We start from the raw sequence: 16,177 nt of genomic DNA, 5'->3' as shown, positions 1-16,177 counted from the left end.
GGCAACAACGCCCCAACGTATCGACAAAATAACTACAACAACCCGCAGGGACCGTGCCATGCGATTCCACCACCTGGACCTGAACCTCCTGGTCGCTCTCGACGTATTGCTCGAAGAGTGCAATATCACCCGCTCTGCCGAGCGCCTGCACATGACCCAATCCGCAACCAGCGGCGTGCTGGGGCGTTTGCGCGAGTATTTCGACGACGAGCTGCTGGTGCAGGTGGGGCGCAAGATGCAGCCCACACCGTATGCGCTGCAACTGGCCGAACCGGTGCGCGAGGTGCTACTGAAAATCCGCTCGTCCATCACCAGCAAACCGGTGTTCGACCCTGCCACCAGCAAGCGGCATTTCCGGCTTATCACGTCCGATTACTTGATCAGCGTGCTTTTCTCGAACGTACTTCAGAAGATCCACCGCTATGCGCCGCATATCACGTTCGAGATGCTCAGCCCCGGGGATAACTCCGGCGAATTGCTCTCACGGGGCGAAATCGACCTGATGATCGTGCCCGAGCGCTACATCCTGCCCGACCACCCTTCCCGGCTGCTGTTCGAGGAAGAACACGTGTGCGTGGTATGGGCCGGCAACGACCAGGTCGGCGATAGCATCACCCTTGAGCAGTACCTGAGCCTGGGGCACGTGTCGGTGGGTTTCGGCCGCAGCCGCCACATGAGCATCGAGGACTGGTTCATGGCTCAGTATGGCGTGAGCAGGCGGATGGAAGTGATCACCAACGACTTCAACACCCTGGCGCGGCTGGTGGTAGGCACCAACCGCGTGGCCACCATGCATAGCCGCCTGGCGCGTTTGCAGGCCGACCACCTTCCGCTTCGGCTGCTTGCGCCGCCGGTGAAAATCCCGGTGATGGGCGAGTACATGCTGTGGCATCGCACCCTCGAAGGCGACCCGATGCATGCCTGGCTGCGCGACCAGATCAGCCTCACCATCGGTGACCTGGAGGAGGAAGCCCGCGCGGCCTGAGGTATCGACAGCATCGATAGCTGGCCATCAAGGCGTTCTGCTGTTGGCGTGGCGCCACCCCCGGTAGGGTGAGCGTTACGTTAACAACAAGAATGGATCAGCCCATGTCCGCCCTTCACCTGCGCTGCCAGACCCTCTTCGACAGTGTCGACCTCACCCCGCAGCAAGACCACACCCTGGTAATTGAAAACGGCCTGTTCACCTACGTTGGCCCCACGGCAAATGCCCCGGCGGCGCGGCCCGGCGACCAGCGCGTGGAAGGCGTGGCGCCTTTCGTGATGCCTGGGCTGGTGGATGTGCATACCCACCTGGCCTTCGGGAATGCCCAGAGCGAGGAAGACATCGACCTGTGGACCAGCGACGAATTTCGCGCCCTGCGGGGCATGTTCTTCGCCCGGCATATCCTCGCGGCCGGGGTCACCAGCATGGTATGCCCAGGTGACAGCGGGCAGCTCAGTATCTCGGTTCGCAATGCCATCAATGCCGGCCTGTTCGAGGGCCCGCGCGTGGCCGCCAGCAGCCGCGTGATCACCAACCGGCAAAGCCTCAACGACTGGTTCCCCAGCCGCGTGGGCGCGCCTGAATACTTCACCGCACGCCTGGTGACCAGCCGCGCCGAAGCCATCGCGGAAATCCGCACCCAGGCCAAAGACGGTGTAGACCTGATCAAGATCGCCATGGACGGTACCCACCGCCGCCCGAATGGCGAAATCATCGCGGCCTTCACCGCTGATGAGACCTTCGAGATGGTAGAAGAAGCCCACCGGCTGGGCCGCAAAGTGGCCACCCATGCGTATGGCCAGGAAGCGGTGATGTACGCCGCAAAAGCCGGCGTGGACCTGATTTTCCATGCGTTCTACATGGACGACGCCTGCATCGAAGCGATCCTGGAAAGCGGCAGCATCCTGGCCCCTACCATGACGTTCCCGCAGAACACCGTGGACTTCTGCCAACCTCACGACCCTGCCATCACCACCGGTTACGCCGGGTACTGCAAGCGAACGCTGGAGGTGGGTACGCAAGTGCTGCGCCGCGCCAAGGCCGCGGGCATTCCTTTCGCGTGCGGCAGTGACAGCGGCTTTGCGGTTACCCCCTATGGCGAATGGCATGGCCGCGAGGCGGAGCTGTTGGTCACCCGCCTGGGCTTCACCCCCGCCGAAGCGTTGCACGCTGCCACTGCGGTGGGCGCAAGCTGCATGCCGCGCGGTGAAAGCCTGGGCACGCTCAAGGCCGGCCAGCAGGCAGACTTCCTGGTGTTCGACGCCTCGCCGCTGGAGGATATTCGCCGGCTGATCGACCGCGATTGCCTGCGCGCCGTGTACAAGGCGGGCAAACCGGTGAGCCTGGAACGCACAGCCTACAACCCCAAACAGGTGTCGGATTTCAATTCGCTGAAATGGACGGACCTCTATACCCGTGACCGGGTGCAGGCCCTGGCTGCCGCGCGTAATGGGGAGGTGCGCGCATGAGCCGCCTGGACCTGAATACCGCAGTAACCTTGGCCCAGCGCGCCATTGCCGAAGGTATCGAGCGGGGCTTTCACCCGCTCGGCGCCGCCGTGCTGGACCCCCATGGCCATCCTTTGGCGGTGCTGCGCCACCCCGATGCCAGCTTCCTGCGCCCGCAGATCGCCAGCGCCAAGGCAAAGGGCTGTGTGGGCATGGGCTTCGGCGGCCGCGAACTCGCCCGCCGCGCCCAGGGCGTACCGACCTTCTTCGACGCCCTCAACAGCCTCACTGGCGGGCAGGTGATTCCGGTCGCTGGTGGCGTGCTGATCCGCGATACCGAGGGCACCCTCCTCGGCGCCCTGGGCATCAGCGGCGACACCTCGGACAACGACGAAATCTGCGCTGTGGCGGCAATTCAAGCGGCTGGGCTGGTGGCGGATACCGGGGATAAATAAAGGCCTTTTTCGCGGATTCTGCGCCGACCTGTGGGAGCTGGGGGAGCTGGGGGCCGGCCGTCCGGCGAGCCGAAGGCGAAGCTCGCGAATAAGGGTGTCTATTTTGATAGAGACGCCACAATCCCCAACAGCTCCCCCCGCAGCCATGCCAGCGCGGGGTCGCTGTCTTGGTAGGGGTGCCACTGCATTACCTGTACCGCCTGGGGGAAGTCCACCGGCGCCGGCCACAGGGCAAGGGGGTAGCGCTGGGCCATTTGTTCGGCATGCCGGCGGAACAGCGTAGCAATACGCTCAGTGCCGACAATGAATTCCGGTATCAGCCCAAAGCTCTCCACACGAATGGCAACATTGCGCGCCAGCCCGATCTCGTTCAGGTGCATGGCGTCCATGCCCAGGCTGCGGCCATCGGCAAACGCTCGTACCACATGTTCGGCGTTGCGGTATTGATCGAGCCCGATCCCGCCGCGGTAAGCCTGCGCCCCTTTCCAGGCCACGCAGCACCATTGGTCTTCCAGCAGCGTCGACTGCGCAAAGCCTGCATTGCAGCGCCGCTCCGGCACCACCACCAGGTCGCAGCGGCGATACTCCAGCGCTTCGCTCACCACATCCTGCTCGCGCGGCACCGGCAGGTCCCGCAGGCTGAGCCGAGCCTTCGGTGCCTTCTCGGCCAGCACGCGCGCCAGCAGCGGCATCAGCACCGCGATTACATAGTCCGACGCCGCCACAGTGAACGTACGCTCGCAGGTGGCGGGGTCGAATGCCGCAGGCCCCTCCACCAGCTCCCGCGCCAAGGCGAGGGTTTGTTGCACCTTGGGCAAAAGGGCCAAGGCCTTGGCAGTGGGCTCCAGCCGACGCCCAACCTGCACCAGCAACGGGTCATCGAAATGCTCACGCAACCGCCCCAACGCCGCACTGGTAGCCGACTGCCCCAAATGCAAACGCTCGGCCGCGCGGCTCACGTTGCACTCGGTGAGCAGTGCTTCGAGGGCAATCAGCAGGTTCAGGTCCAGGCGACGCAGGCGCATCGGGCGCAGTTCCAGGCAATGGGGCTAGCGAGCATAGCGGATTTCAAGCTGCAAGCTGCAAGCTGCAAGCTGCAAGCTGCAAGCTGCAAGCTGCAAGCTGCAAGCTGCAAGGAGTATTGGCCGCGCGCCATCGTAATCACCAACCCCCTTACAACTCAATCTTCGTCCCTAGCACCTTCAGGAACTCAGCCAGCCATGCCGGGTGCGCGGGCCAGGCGGGGGCGGTGACGAGGTTGCCGTCCACATGGGCGCTGGCGACGTCGATGTCAGCGTATTGGCCGCCGGCCAGCCTCACCTCCGGCGCGCAGGCGGGGTAGGCGCTGCAGGTACGGCCCTTGAGCACGTCCGCCGCAGCGAGCAACTGCGCGCCGTGGCAGATGGCAGCGATGGGTTTGTTGGCATTGGCGAAGCTGCGCACCAATGCCAATACTTGTTCGTTCAGGCGCAGGTATTCCGGGGCGCGGCCGCCGGGGACCACCAACGCGTCGTATAGATCGGGATGCACGGTGTCGAAGCTGGCATTCAGGGTGAAGCCGTGGCCGGGTTTTTCGCTGTAGGTCTGGTCGCCTTCGAAGTCGTGGATAGCGGTTTTGATCTTGTCGCCGGTTTGCTTGTCCGGGCAGACGGCGTCTACCTGATGCCCCACCATTGTGAGCGCCTGGAACGGCACCATCACTTCGTAATCTTCGACGAAATCGCCTACCAGCATAAGAATCTGTTTCTGGGCCATGAGCGGGGTTCCTTGAGGGATCAACGGTCCCTCAAGGCTAGCCGCTACTGCCGCGGATGCTCAGTCGCGGCTGTCCAGCAGGTTGGCCACGATGCGGTCAAGCCAGCCCCATAGCCGCTGCTGAGCCCTGCGCCAGAGCGGTCGCGCCTTCCATTGCTCCAGCGTGATTTCACGGCTATTGGCGAAGTCTGTCTGAAAACTTGATGCCACCGCCGTGGTAAATGTAGGGTCCAACGCTTCGAGGTTGGCTTCGAGATTGAAGCGCAGGTTCCAATGATCGAAGTTGCACGAGCCAACGCTCACCCAGTCGTCCACGATCACCATCTTCAGGTGAAGGAAGCACGGCTGGTACTCGTAGATTTTCACCCCGGCGCGAAGCAGGCGCGGATAGTAGCGATGCCCGGCGTAGCGCACCGAGGGGTGATCGGTGCGAGGGCCGGTGAGCAGCAGGCGTACGTCGATACCGCGCTGGGCAGCGCGGCGCAGTGACCGCCGCACGCTGAACGTTGGCAGAAAATACGGCGTTGCCAGCCAGATACGCTGCTGGCCTGCGTGGATGGCCCGCACCAGCGAACGCAGAATGTCCCGGTGCTGGCGCGCATCGCAGTAAGCAACCCGGGCCAGCCCCTCGCCGCTGGGTGGCATGCGAGGCAAGCGCGGTAGCCCGAAGTGTGTAGCCGGGCGCCAGGCGCTGCGCCGCAAATTGGCGCGCCACTGGCGGTCGAAGAGCATTTGCCAGTCCGTCACAACCGGGCCATGCATCTCCACCATCACCTCGTGCCATTCGCTTTGGCTTTCATCCGGCTGCCAGAACTGGTCGGTAACGCCAGTGCCGCCCACCACTGCCAGCGCCTGATCGACCACCAACAGCTTGCGGTGATCACGGAACAGGTTACGCCCGCCGCGCCGCCACGACACTGGGTTGTACAGCCGCAGCTCCACGCCGGCCGCTTGCAACTGGTCACGCGACGGCGCGCCAAAGGCGAGGCTGCCGTAGCCATCGAACAGGCACCGCACCCGCACGCCACGCTCGGCGGCCGCTACCAATGCGGCCACCACCGCATCCGCGCAGCGGCCGGCCTCCACCAGGTACAGCTCAAGGTCCACCTGCTCGCGGGCATCACCGATAGCAGCCAGCATGCGCGGGAAGAACGAAGGCCCGTCGATCAGCAGCTCGAAACGGTTGTGATTACGCCAGGGGAATATCGGCCCAGCCATGGCTCAGGCTGCCCAGCCGGAAGGAAGGGATTGCACGCACACACCATTGAACATGTAAGGCGCCCACAGGAAAGACCGGCTCACATTAACTGCGTGGAAGGAATTTTCCTACAGGGCGGCGCCTGTTGCCCAGGCTGGGTTTGTGCGCCTAACCCCGGCGAGCCGTTTCGAGCGCCCTACCCTAATACCGCCAACGCACGCGCCAGGCGCTTTTCCCTTGCCCCGCGCGCGAGCTCGAACAAGGCCCGATCACGGCGCCACACCGGCCCAAGCGCGCGGGGCGAAATGTCGAAGGCGTGCTCAACTTCGGGCGCCAGGGCCTCGAAGTGAGCGAACAAGCCAGCCAGCAACAGATGTGTCGCCGGAGCCAGTGGTGGTTGCCGAGCGGCTTCGGCGCAACCGCCAAGTACGGCAAGCAGGCGCAACTGGAGGGTTTGCGGCCACGGGTCTTCGATGGCGATCCCCAGCAGCCAGGACACCAGTGCCGCCAGGATGTAGAGGTCTTCCACGCTGCGGAATGGCTTGACGTAATCGTCCCAGCCATCGCCGGGTAACAACGCGCACAGCGCATGCTCGAACCATGCGCGGGCGTGGCCGGTCTCGGGCATGATCGGCGCTGACGGTAGCGCTTCGAGCCGAACCCCAGGCTCGCCCGGGTACACCACGGTCATGGATAACCGAGGCGGCTGGCCCAAGCTTTCGCAGCGGGCGGCCACCATCAACCATTCGGCCTGGTCGCCCGCGGTCACGAAATCCTTGCGCCCGGAAAGCCGTGTTCCCTGCACCCGGGTTGCCAGGTCTGAAGGACGAATGCTGCGATTTTCGGTCACACAGATCGCGCCCAGCCCCGCCGGCGCGCTCGGCCACAACACACGCAGCGCGGCCTGATACCCCATGGCGAAGGCCAGGCCAGGCAAAGGCACGGCGCGCGCGGCGAACACCGCCAGGTCGAAGGGCGAAGCACCCGGCCAGCGGCGCACCGCTTCAGCCCACAATTCCGTCAGGCTTTCGTCCGGAGCAAAAGGCTCGCGTTGTTGCATCACCCTAAGCCATCCCATGCGCCGCGCCTCCGGTTTGCCTGGTGGTCATCTGAGCATCATCGAAGCGTAACGGTGCTGACACCGTCGCTGCCTAGGCTGAGCTTGCCGAACAAAGCCCCTTGCTCGCAACCCCGGCAATGCCTTGGAGAACGCCATGACCCAGACCGTACCCACGGGCCCGCGCCACCTTCCACGCCGCCTGCAAGCCGAACATTTGTTCGGGCCTGCTGTTCAGGAAGCGCAAGCCTTGCGCTACCGGGTGTTCAGCGAAACCTTCGATGCTCGGATGACGGGCGCCGAGCATCAGCTGGACCAGGACAGCTACGACAGCGACTGCCAGCATATCGGCGTGCGCGACCTGAGCACCGGCGAATTGGTCGCCACCACGCGCCTGCTGGACCATGAAGCCGCTGGCCGCCTGGGTGGTTTCTATAGCGAGGATGAGTTCTGCCTTCATGGGCTACAGGCATTGCAAGGGCCCATCCTCGAAGTTGGTCGTACCTGCGTGGCCCCGGGTTACCGCAACGGCGGAACTATCGCCGTGCTGTGGAGCGAACTGGCCGAAGTGCTCAACCGCGGCGGCTACCGCTACCTGATGGGTTGCGCCAGCGTATCCATGCGCGACGGTGGTGTACAAGCCGAAGCAGTGATGCGGAGAATCCGGGAAGGCCACCTATGTAACCAGAACCTGCGCGCCGAACCCCGCAGGCCATTGCCTGCCCTGGAGCTACCTGCAAACGTGATCGCCGAGCTACCGCCCCTGCTCAAGGCCTACCTGCGGCTAGGCGCAAAAATCTGCGGCGAAGCGTGTTGGGACGAGCATTTTCAAACGGCGGACTTGTTCATTTTGCTGCAGCGCGACCATCTGTGCCCCCGCTACGCGCGTCATTTCAAGGCAGCGGTATGAGGCTGGCCGTGGGATTGGCGCGCCTGTCGCCCGCGCTATTGCTAGGTATCGGCCTGGCGCTAGCGCTGGCGTTGCTGGAAGGCCTGAGGATCCCCGGGGCCAGACAGCTGCGAGCACGATGGGCGCAACGGGTGCTGGCCGGCATGGCCAGGGCGTTGCCGTATCGCTACCGCGTGATCGGCGCGCCACCCACGAAACCGATGCTGTGGGTGAGCAACCATGTGTCCTGGGCCGACGTAGTGGTGCTGGGCCAGCTCGCGCCACTGACCTTTGTATCCAAGGCGGATGTACGCCGCTGGCCGTTGATGGGCTGGTTGGCAACGCGTGGCGGTACGCTGTTCATTCGCAGGGGCGGCGGGGAAAGCGGGCAATTGCGGGCCACGATGGCCCGGCACCTGCGGCGCGGGGGTTCACTGGCGGTATTTCCCGAGGGCACTACCACCGACGGCAGGGGCACTGCCACCTTCCACGGCCGGCTATTGGGCGCCGCCATCGAAGCACAAACAGGCATACAACCTGTGGCCGTGAGATACCTGCGAGACGGTGCCATCGACCCTTCGGCGGCATTCATTGGCGACGACGACCTGTGGGGTCACCTCAAGCGCCTGCTTGGCCGGCCAGCGGCGGTAGTGGAAATCCACCTGCTTGCGCCACTCGACAGCCAGGGCCATGACCGCTCAAGCCTGGCACGCGCTGCCCGCCAGGCGATCGATCAGGTACTGTGCCCTTCCCCTGCTGCGGTCAGCGAGGCGGCATGAGGCGCGCCGCTCCACTGTTCGGCGAACACTTGTAGCTGCGGATAAAACGCCCGGAAATCGTCCAGCAGGGCCGGATACAGCTCGCGCAGTTCGGGAAGCGCACCCAGCAAGCCCTCCGGCCGGGACAAGCGCCGCGAGATACCCTGCAGCACCCGCCCCAGCACCTCGAACTCTTGGTAGGAGCCCAGCCAGTCATGCTCGATCATCGAGGGCGCGATGGCTGCCAGCCTGCCGGGAAGGTCGGGCGTGCGGCGCAACACGCTGTACACACGGCCGGTGAACTCGGGCAACGGCTGCGGGTGGTAGTGCTCCCAGTGGAGCGCCAGGCAGTGATCGAAAAATACGTCGAGGATGATCCCTGCATAGCGGCGCCGTTCACGAGGAAAACGCGCCAACGCGGCCAGCACCAGCGGGTGGCTGTCGGTGTAGCGGTCGATTGCCCGGTGCAAGCGAATGCCCGCTTCCAGTTGCGGTGGGAAGCGGCCGTCCAGCGGCCCTTTGACGAAATCGCCATAGAGGCTGCCGAGCATTTGCTGCGGTGAAGGGCCGCCGAGGTGAAGGTGTGCCAGGAAGTTCATGAGGCCAGCGTAGCACTCACGCCACGGGGCATATACCCCGGCGTTGCATGGCCATCGCCAGAAGATATTTGTATATCGCGATACACCGATATATATTTCGGCCTATCGCGATATACCGTTATCTCACTCGAGCACCGCCAGCATGCCTCTCGACCTCGACGACATAATAAAAGCCCTGTCCCACCCCGTGCGGCGCGACATCCTGCATTGGCTCAAAGACCCCAAAGGCGAGTTTCCCGACCAGAACCACAACCATGACTACGGCGTGTGCGCGGGGCAGATCGACCAGCGCTGCGGCTTGTCGCAGTCCACGGTGTCGGCGCACCTGGCGACCTTGCAGCGGGCCGGCCTGGTTACCAGCCGCAAGGTCGGCCAGTGGCACTACTTCCAACGAAACGAAGAACAGTTGCGGCTGTTTCTCGAGCAATTGAGCAATCAGCTCTGAAAGGACACCTCCAATGCCGCTTTCCCTGTTAATCCTGGCGCTGAGCTCGTTCGCCATCGGCACCACCGAGTTCGTGATCATGGGGCTGTTGCCCAATGTGGCGCAGGACCTTGGCGTTTCCATCCCCGGCGCCGGATGGCTCGTCACCGGCTATGCCTTGGGCGTGGCGCTGGGCGCGCCGTTCATGGCCATGGCCACGGCCCACCTGCCGCGCAAGCTGGCGCTGGTGGTGCTGATGGGCGTGTTTATCGTGGGCAACCTGTTGTGCGCGGTGGCGGCCGATTACAACGTGCTGATGTTCGCCCGGGTAGTGACCGCCTTGTGCCACGGGGCATTCTTCGGTATCGGCTCTGTGGTCGCCGCCAACCTGGTGGCGCCGAACAAGCGGGCCTCGGCGGTGGCGCTGATGTTCACCGGCCTCACGCTGGCTAACGTATTAGGTGTGCCGCTCGGTACTGCGCTTGGCCAGGCCGCTGGCTGGCGGGCCACGTTCTGGGGCGTCACGCTCATTGGCGTAGTGGCCTTCATCGGCCTGTTGCGCTACTTGCCGAACCGCCACGACGAACAAAAGCTGCACATGGCTGCCGAACTCGCCGGCCTCAAGGGCGCGGGGATCTGGCTATCGCTGAGCATGACGGTGATGTTCTCCGCCTCCATGTTTGCCCTGTTCACCTACATCGCGCCCTTGCTGGGTGAGGTTACGGGGGTTTCAGACCGTGGCATTACCTTCACCCTGCTGCTGATCGGCCTTGGGCTGACCCTGGGCAATATCGTGGGCGGCAAGCTGGCCGATCGCCAACTGGCCGGCACGCTCGCCGGGGCCTTTATCGCCATGGCGCTGGTGTGCACCGCACTGGCCTGGACCAGCGCGGCACTGATACCCACCGAAGTAACGCTGTTCATCTGGGCAATGGCCGCCTTCGCTGCGGTGCCAGCGCTGCAGGTGAACGTGGTCAGCTTCGGCAAGGCCGCGCCTAACCTTGTGTCCACGCTGAACATCAGCGCCTTCAACATCGGCAACGCGCTCGGCGCCTGGGTGGGTGGCGCGGTGATCGGCCACGGCCTGGGCCTCACCCGTGTACCACTCGCCGCAGCCGCCCTGGCCGGCGTGGCGCTGGTTATCACCCTGATTACCTTCTCCCGGGGCGGCAAGGCTGACCTTGCCCCCGCTACTAACTGAAAGAGGCTATTCGATGACTACGCTTTTCGACCCTATCCGCATCGGCGACCTGGAACTGCCTAACCGCATCGTGATGGCGCCGCTGACCCGTTGCCGCGCGAGCGCTGGCCGCGTGCCCAATGCCTTGATGGCCGAGTACTACGTACAGCGCGCCAGCGCCGGCCTGATCCTTTCCGAAGCCACGTCCGTGACCCCGATGGGCGTGGGCTACCCCAACACCCCAGGCATCTGGAGCGACGAGCAGGTTGCGGGCTGGGCCAACATCACCAAGGCGGTGCACGCCGCCGGTGGCCGCATCTCCCTGCAGCTGTGGCACGTAGGCCGTATTTCACACCCCAGCTACCTGGACGGCGAGCTACCCGTTGCACCCAGCGCCATCCAGCCCAAAGGCCATGTGAGCCTGGTGCGCCCGATCACTGAGTTCCCAACGCCCCGCGCGCTTGAAACCGCCGAGATCGCCGGCATCGTGGAGGCGTATCGCCAAGGCGCCGAGAACGCGAAGAAAGCCGGCTTCGATGGCGTGGAGATTCACGGCGCCAATGGTTACTTGCTGGACCAGTTCCTGCAAAGCAGCACCAACCAGCGCACCGACCAGTACGGCGGCTCGCTGGAAAATCGCGCACGCTTGTTGCTGGAAGTCACCGACGCCGCGATCAGCGTGTGGGGCGCGGGGCGGGTGGGTGTACACCTGGCACCGCGTGCCGATTCCCACGACATGGGCGACGCCAACCGGGCCGAGACCTTCACCTATGTGGCCAGCGAGTTGGGCAAGCGAGGGATTGCGTTCATCTGCGCCCGGGAGAAGGAAGCGGACGACAGCCTGGGCCCGCAACTGAAGAAAGCCTTCGGCGGCGTGTACATCGCCAACGAGCGCTTTACCAAAGCCAGCGCCAACGCCGCCATCGCCCGGGGTGATGCCGACGCCGTTGCCTTTGGCGTGCCCTTCATCGCCAACCCGGACCTGCCGGCGCGCCTGGCCGCCGACGCGCCGCTCAATGAAGCGCACCCCGAAACCTTCTATGCCGAAGGCGCGGTGGGTTACCTCGATTACCCACGGTTGTAATACCGGCCAGCCGTTGCGCCCTGGCGGTCAGGGCGCCTTGCGGTCGAGCTGTTGCTGAAGGTTCTGGATCTGCGCCTGCAGCCCGTTGATGTTGCGGGTGGTCTGACCGCGGAACGCATCGAACTCAGTGTTGGTAGGGCCATTGTTGGCTTGAGCGGCCGGGCGGTTATCCTGCTCGCTCTTGAGCACGATCAATTCCTGCTCCAGGCGTTCGAGGCGGCCATTGAGGTCGCCTTGCTTCTTCAGCGCCGCCACGTCGTTACTCAGTGCCTTGAGTTGCGCATCCACCGCCGCTTGCGCGGCTTGCGCCCCTTTGAGCGTGGCCAGGTCGCCATTCAACGCCTTCAGCTGATTCTGTAGCTGTTCAGCGGTAGCCAGTTGGGCAGTGAGCTGAGTGTTCAGCTGCTCCACGCGCTTGTCGGTAGCACCCTGCTGCCCCGCCACGCCCTGCTGCTGGCGCCCCTGGTCGTCCAGCCGCGCCTGCAACTGGCGTACCTGCAGCTTCAACGCTTCGGTATCGCTGGTCACGCTGCTCTCGCCATCCGCTACCTTGCCGCTGATCGCTTGTAACCGTCCGGCGGCCTCTTCGCTGACCTTGGCAAAGCTGTCCTGAGTGGCCACCAGTTGCTGCTCCATGAGCGATATCTGCTGGAAGCTCCACCAGCCCAGGCCCGCCAGCGCGATCACCAGTGCCGCCACCAACGCCCATAATCCGCCCAGCCCAGGCGCCTTGACCGTGACCACTGGCGTGGTGCGCGAATACACCGGCTCGTGCCGAGCACCGTGGTGATTCTCGCGCAGCGGCTCGTCATCATCCAGGTCATTGGCCCTGAGGCTTGGCAGGTTGTCAAAATCGTCAGCAGCGTCTTTGCGCATGGCAAGCGTTCCGGAGCGGTTCAGGGGAATGAAGGGGTGCGAGTCTACCATTGCGAAGCGGCGGCACCCATGGCCTCAGCGGTACTTGCCGGAGGTATCCTGGGCACGCCATCCGTGGCTCAACGCATCCATGCCGGCCCATACCGAAGCCTGAGGCTGGTAGCCCAGATAGTGCCGCGCGCGGTTGATATCGAGGATGAAATCTTCGGTCATCCACGCGATGTCCGCCGACAGCAGCGACGGTCGCGGCTGGCCGGGCCAATACACTCGGGCGAACGCCGAAAGCCCAGCTGTAAAAGCAGCCGAGGCCACGCCTTGATACGTACGCAAGGGCGTCAATTGCAGCTGTCGCAGGGCGTAGTTGAGCACGTCCCAGAACGGCACCGGCGCGCCATTGGCGATGTTGTATACCCGGCCCAGGGCGTCGTCATCGGCGTAAAGCGCGCACAGCAAGGCGTGGTCCAGGTTGGCTTGAGTAGTGAAATCCACTTTGCTCAGGCCGTTGCCCAGGATTTTCAAACGGTTGCGCGCGCATAAGCGGAGCAGGCCGGGCCACACCGTGGGCTCGCCCTCGCCTAGCACAGGCGCCGGACGCAACGCCAACACCTGCAACCCGAACTCCTCTGCGCCGAACACCCGCTGCTCTGCACGGAAGCGCGTTTGCGCCTGCAACGTGCGCTTGCGCGGGGCAAGTTGGTCCTCACGCACCGGCTGTGCGCCGCGCGGCCGCTCATACACCTGGGCGCTGGACAGGTACACCAGCCGGCGCACCTGTTCCTTGATACAGGCCTCGACCACGTTCTCGGTGGTGCCAAGGTTTGCCAGCTGGAAGTCCGCCAGGCGCCCCCAGTGGCCACCGCGGCCGGCGCAATGCACCACGGCATCCACGCCACGGCATACACGGCGGGCGAAATCCGGGTCAGTCAGGTCGCCTTCCACCGCTTCGGCGCCCAGACGCTCCAGCCCCGCCAGGCGCTCCACGCGCCGGCCCGTGGCACGCACCGCCAGCCCTTGCCCCAAGGCGTAGCGCACGAAGCTGGCGCCGATGAACCCCGTTGCGCCAGTGACCAGTATGTTCATGTGCCTCCCACTACTTATCGCCAATGCCATTGCGGACGTTCGACAAAGGCACCAAGGCACGGGCCGCCTGTTTTACCAGCTCCGCGCCAAGATCGCTCAACAGCTTGCCGCCGCTGCGCCAGTGGTGCCAATACAGCGGAACATCGCTCACGTGCCCGGGTAGCAACTGATGGAGTGATCCCTTGGCCAACTGCTCGCGAACCTGTTGTTCCGGCACCAGCCCCCAGCCCAGGCCCGCTTCGGCCATGCGTACAAAGCCTTCGGAGGACGGCACCAGATGGTGAGCGAAGCCCCCGCCCAGCCCCAGCGATGCCATGAACCGGTGTTGCAGCAAATCGTCTGGCCCAAACACCAGCGCCGGCACCCGCGCCAGTGCGGCCGTGGTAAAGCCCGTGGGGAAGTGGCGGTCGATAAATGCCTGGCTGGCCACCGCGCGATAACGCATGGCCCCGAGCGGTTCGCTGCGCGCGCCGGCCACTGGCCGCGGCTCACCACACAAGCAGGCCGCCACGTCGCCCGCGCGCATGCGGCGCAGGCCTACGTCCTGATCTTCCACCACCAGGTCGAGCAGTACCTGGCGCTGCTGACAAAAGCTGGCAACCGCGGCGGGCCACCAGGTGGCCAGGCTATCGGCGTTGATTGCCACACGCAGCCTTTCGGGAGCCCGGCTTTCATCCAGGCTGGGGACCACCTCCTGCAGGTCGCGCTCCAGCAAACGCACCTGCTGCACATGGTTGAGCAATTGGCGGCCAACCGGCGTAGGGTTGGGAGGGGATTCGCGCACCAGTACAGGTTGCCCGAGGCGAGCTTCGAGCAGCTTCACGCGCTGGGACACCGCCGACTGTGACAGCCCAAGCGCTTGGGCCGCTCGTTCGAACCCGCCCTGCTCGATCACTGTCGCCAACGCCACAAGCAATTTGTAGTCAAACATCAGTTTTCCTAATGCCCCATGAGCAGGATCTGTTTTTCTTATAGCCCCATGAGCGCGACACTGTCACGTATTTCCAGGGGAGAACAACATGCTGCAGAGCTATCTGAACGGGCTGCTCATTGCCATTGGGCTGATCATGGCCATCGGCGCGCAAAACGCGTTCGTGCTGGCCCAGAGTCTGCGCCGCGAACACCATCTTCCGGTAGCGGCGCTGTGTGTACTGTGCGATGTGGTGTTGGTGGCCGCGGGCGTGTTCGGGCTGGCGACGCTGCTCGCGCAAAGCCCGACCCTGCTGGGCATCGCGCGCTGGGGAGGCGCGGCTTTCCTGCTGTGGTATGGCTGCAGCGCACTGCGCCGGGCCTTTTCCCGGCAGGCATTGTCAGCCGAAGGGCAAGCGCCACGGTCGCGCCAGGCAGTGCTGCTCAGCGCGTTGGCGGTGACCTTGCTCAACCCCCATGTCTACCTCGACACCGTGCTGCTTATTGGTAGCTTCGGTGCCCGCCAGACAGTGCCCGGCGCGTATGTGGCCGGCGCCGCGAGTGCCTCGGCGGTGTGGTTTTTCACGCTGGCGCTGGGGGCTGCCTGGCTGGCGCCATGGCTGGCGCGCCCCGCCACATGGAGGGTGCTGGACCTTGCCGTGGCCTTGATGATGTTCACCGTGGCCAGGCAGTTGATTCTGGGCTGAGTGCCGTTGCGCTTATCCCGGCGCGCAGCGTCTATTCCACACAGTTGCCGCGTGGTTAAGCCTGGCCCCCGGTGCTATGATCCCGGGCTTGTGCCCGCCCTGCGGGCGCAGCCACGGCCGCCCGTGATCGGCCTTGCGCATAATGCACCAGACCTGATTAGGAGAATCACATGGCTTTTGAACTGCCGCCGCTGCCCTACGCACACGATGCCCTGCAGCCGCACATTTCCAAGGAAACCCTGGAATTCCACCACGACAAGCACCACAACACCTACGTCGTGAACCTGAACAACCTGATCCCGGGCACCGAATTCGAAGGCAAAACCCTCGAAGAGATCGTCAAGTCGTCTTCCGGTGGCATCTTCAACAATGCCGCGCAGGTCTGGAACCACACCTTCTACTGGAACTGCCTGTCGCCCAACGGTGGCGGCGAGCCTACCGGCAAGCTGGCCGAAGCCATCACTCAGGCCTTCGGTTCCTTCGAGAAGTTCAAGGAAGAGTTCAGCAAAACTTCGATCGGCACCTTCGGCTCCGGCTGGGGCTGGCTGGTAAAGAAGGCTGACGGTTCCCTGGCCCTGGCCAGCACCATCGGCGCTGGCAACCCTATCACCAACGGTGACACCCCGCTGCTCACCTGCGACGTGTGGGAACATGCCTACTACATCGACTACCGCAACGTACGTCCCAAGTACGTCGAAGCGTTCTGGAATGTCGTGAACTGGGACTTCGTGGCCCAGCAGTTCGAAGGCAGCGCCTTCAAGGCCTGACCCGCT

Annotated in this window: 18 protein-coding genes; 10 read left to right on the top strand and 8 right to left on the bottom strand. The window is 64.3% G+C overall.

The genetic code is table 11. The annotated features are described in order from the left end of the window. The first annotated feature begins 58 nt into the window (after positions 1-58). The 3 genes from LG385_RS01900 to LG385_RS01890 all read left to right on the top strand — a co-directional run bounded on the left by LG385_RS01900 (position 59) and on the right by LG385_RS01890 (position 2,888). Positions 59-985 carry a LysR family transcriptional regulator gene (locus tag LG385_RS01900; RefSeq protein ID WP_181115261.1) on the top strand — a complete coding sequence of 309 codons (927 nt, stop codon included), beginning with the start codon at positions 59-61 and terminating at the stop codon, positions 983-985. Positions 986-1,089: 104 nt separating this feature from the next. Further along, positions 1,090-2,454, top strand: a complete 1,365-nt coding sequence (locus LG385_RS01895; protein ID WP_225771972.1) for a metal-dependent hydrolase family protein — start codon at positions 1,090-1,092, stop codon at positions 2,452-2,454. Beyond that, positions 2,451-2,888 carry a GlcG/HbpS family heme-binding protein gene (locus LG385_RS01890; protein WP_225771970.1) on the top strand — a complete coding sequence of 146 codons (438 nt, stop codon included), beginning with the start codon at positions 2,451-2,453 and terminating at the stop codon, positions 2,886-2,888. Before LG385_RS01895 ends, LG385_RS01890 begins: the two co-directional genes overlap by 4 nt. 98 nt (positions 2,889-2,986) lie before the next feature. On the opposite strand, the gene LG385_RS01885 is transcribed toward LG385_RS01890, so the two are convergent. From LG385_RS01885 to LG385_RS01870, 4 genes are all read right to left on the bottom strand, one after another. Beyond that, positions 2,987-3,913, bottom strand: a complete 927-nt coding sequence (locus tag LG385_RS01885; protein WP_225771968.1) for a LysR family transcriptional regulator — start codon at positions 3,911-3,913, stop codon at positions 2,987-2,989. 148 nt (positions 3,914-4,061) lie between these two features. Further along, a complete protein-coding gene (locus LG385_RS01880; protein ID WP_225771966.1) occupies positions 4,062-4,643 on the bottom strand; it encodes a DJ-1/PfpI family protein in 582 nt (193 codons plus the stop codon). A gap of 60 nt (positions 4,644-4,703) precedes the next feature. Then, positions 4,704-5,861 carry a phospholipase D-like domain-containing protein gene (locus LG385_RS01875; protein WP_225771965.1) on the bottom strand — a complete coding sequence of 386 codons (1,158 nt, stop codon included), beginning with the start codon at positions 5,859-5,861 and terminating at the stop codon, positions 4,704-4,706. Between the two features lie 176 nt (positions 5,862-6,037). Further along, entirely contained in the window at positions 6,038-6,919 is an 882-nt protein-coding gene (locus tag LG385_RS01870) for an acyl-CoA dehydrogenase (RefSeq protein ID WP_225771963.1), read from the bottom strand. 136 nt (positions 6,920-7,055) lie between these two features. On the opposite strand from LG385_RS01870, the gene LG385_RS01865 reads away from it, so the two are divergent. Both LG385_RS01865 and LG385_RS01860 read left to right on the top strand, forming a co-directional pair. Next, positions 7,056-7,808 carry a GNAT family N-acetyltransferase gene (locus tag LG385_RS01865; protein WP_225771960.1) on the top strand — a complete coding sequence of 251 codons (753 nt, stop codon included), beginning with the start codon at positions 7,056-7,058 and terminating at the stop codon, positions 7,806-7,808. Next, positions 7,805-8,566 carry a lysophospholipid acyltransferase family protein gene (locus LG385_RS01860; protein ID WP_225771958.1) on the top strand — a complete coding sequence of 254 codons (762 nt, stop codon included), beginning with the start codon at positions 7,805-7,807 and terminating at the stop codon, positions 8,564-8,566. Before LG385_RS01865 ends, LG385_RS01860 begins: the two co-directional genes overlap by 4 nt. Here the strand turns inward: LG385_RS01860 and LG385_RS01855 are convergent. After that, positions 8,521-9,144, bottom strand: coding sequence for an ACP phosphodiesterase (locus LG385_RS01855; RefSeq protein ID WP_225771956.1), 624 nt, complete (start codon positions 9,142-9,144; stop codon positions 8,521-8,523). The two genes, LG385_RS01860 and LG385_RS01855, sit on opposite strands and share 46 nt — an antisense overlap. A gap of 142 nt (positions 9,145-9,286) precedes the next feature. Between LG385_RS01855 and LG385_RS01850 the strand changes: the two genes are divergently transcribed. The 3 genes from LG385_RS01850 to LG385_RS01840 are packed head-to-tail and all read left to right on the top strand — an operon-like array spanning position 9,287 to position 11,832. After that, entirely contained in the window at positions 9,287-9,589 is a 303-nt protein-coding gene (locus LG385_RS01850) for an ArsR/SmtB family transcription factor (protein ID WP_181115284.1), read from the top strand. Between the two features lie 13 nt (positions 9,590-9,602). Continuing rightward, complete coding sequence (locus LG385_RS01845) at positions 9,603-10,769, top strand: MFS transporter (protein ID WP_181115286.1); 1,167 nt, start codon at positions 9,603-9,605, stop codon at positions 10,767-10,769. Positions 10,770-10,782: 13 nt separating this feature from the next. Continuing rightward, positions 10,783-11,832, top strand: coding sequence for an alkene reductase (locus tag LG385_RS01840; protein WP_181119489.1), 1,050 nt, complete (start codon positions 10,783-10,785; stop codon positions 11,830-11,832). Positions 11,833-11,859: 27 nt separating this feature from the next. Here LG385_RS01840 and LG385_RS01835 read toward each other — a convergent pair whose 3' ends face one another. The 3 genes from LG385_RS01835 to LG385_RS01825 form a co-directional block, all read right to left on the bottom strand. Continuing rightward, positions 11,860-12,708 (bottom strand): ATPase, encoded by an 849-nt coding sequence (locus tag LG385_RS01835; protein WP_225771953.1) that lies wholly within the window; start codon positions 12,706-12,708, stop codon positions 11,860-11,862. A 75-nt stretch (positions 12,709-12,783) separates the two neighbouring features. Next, positions 12,784-13,788, bottom strand: coding sequence for an NAD-dependent epimerase/dehydratase family protein (locus LG385_RS01830; RefSeq protein WP_225771951.1), 1,005 nt, complete (start codon positions 13,786-13,788; stop codon positions 12,784-12,786). A 10-nt stretch (positions 13,789-13,798) separates the two neighbouring features. Then, positions 13,799-14,719: a LysR family transcriptional regulator ArgP gene (locus LG385_RS01825; RefSeq protein ID WP_225771949.1), complete on the bottom strand. Its 921-nt coding sequence runs from the start codon at positions 14,717-14,719 to the stop codon at positions 13,799-13,801. Positions 14,720-14,807: 88 nt separating this feature from the next. Here LG385_RS01825 and LG385_RS01820 point away from each other — a divergent pair, with 88 nt between their 5' ends. Both LG385_RS01820 and LG385_RS01815 read left to right on the top strand, forming a co-directional pair. Then, entirely contained in the window at positions 14,808-15,404 is a 597-nt protein-coding gene (locus LG385_RS01820) for a LysE/ArgO family amino acid transporter (RefSeq protein WP_225771948.1), read from the top strand. A gap of 170 nt (positions 15,405-15,574) precedes the next feature. Continuing rightward, positions 15,575-16,171 carry a superoxide dismutase gene (locus LG385_RS01815; RefSeq protein ID WP_181119485.1) on the top strand — a complete coding sequence of 199 codons (597 nt, stop codon included), beginning with the start codon at positions 15,575-15,577 and terminating at the stop codon, positions 16,169-16,171. Positions 16,172-16,177 lie beyond the last annotated feature (6 nt).

The sequence above is a fragment of the Pseudomonas sp. Marseille-Q5115 genome (assembly GCF_916618905.1).
In the GTDB taxonomy this organism is placed as follows: domain Bacteria; phylum Pseudomonadota; class Gammaproteobacteria; order Pseudomonadales; family Pseudomonadaceae; genus Aquipseudomonas; species Aquipseudomonas japonica_A.
This window is presented reverse-complemented; position numbering and strand designations above follow the sequence as displayed.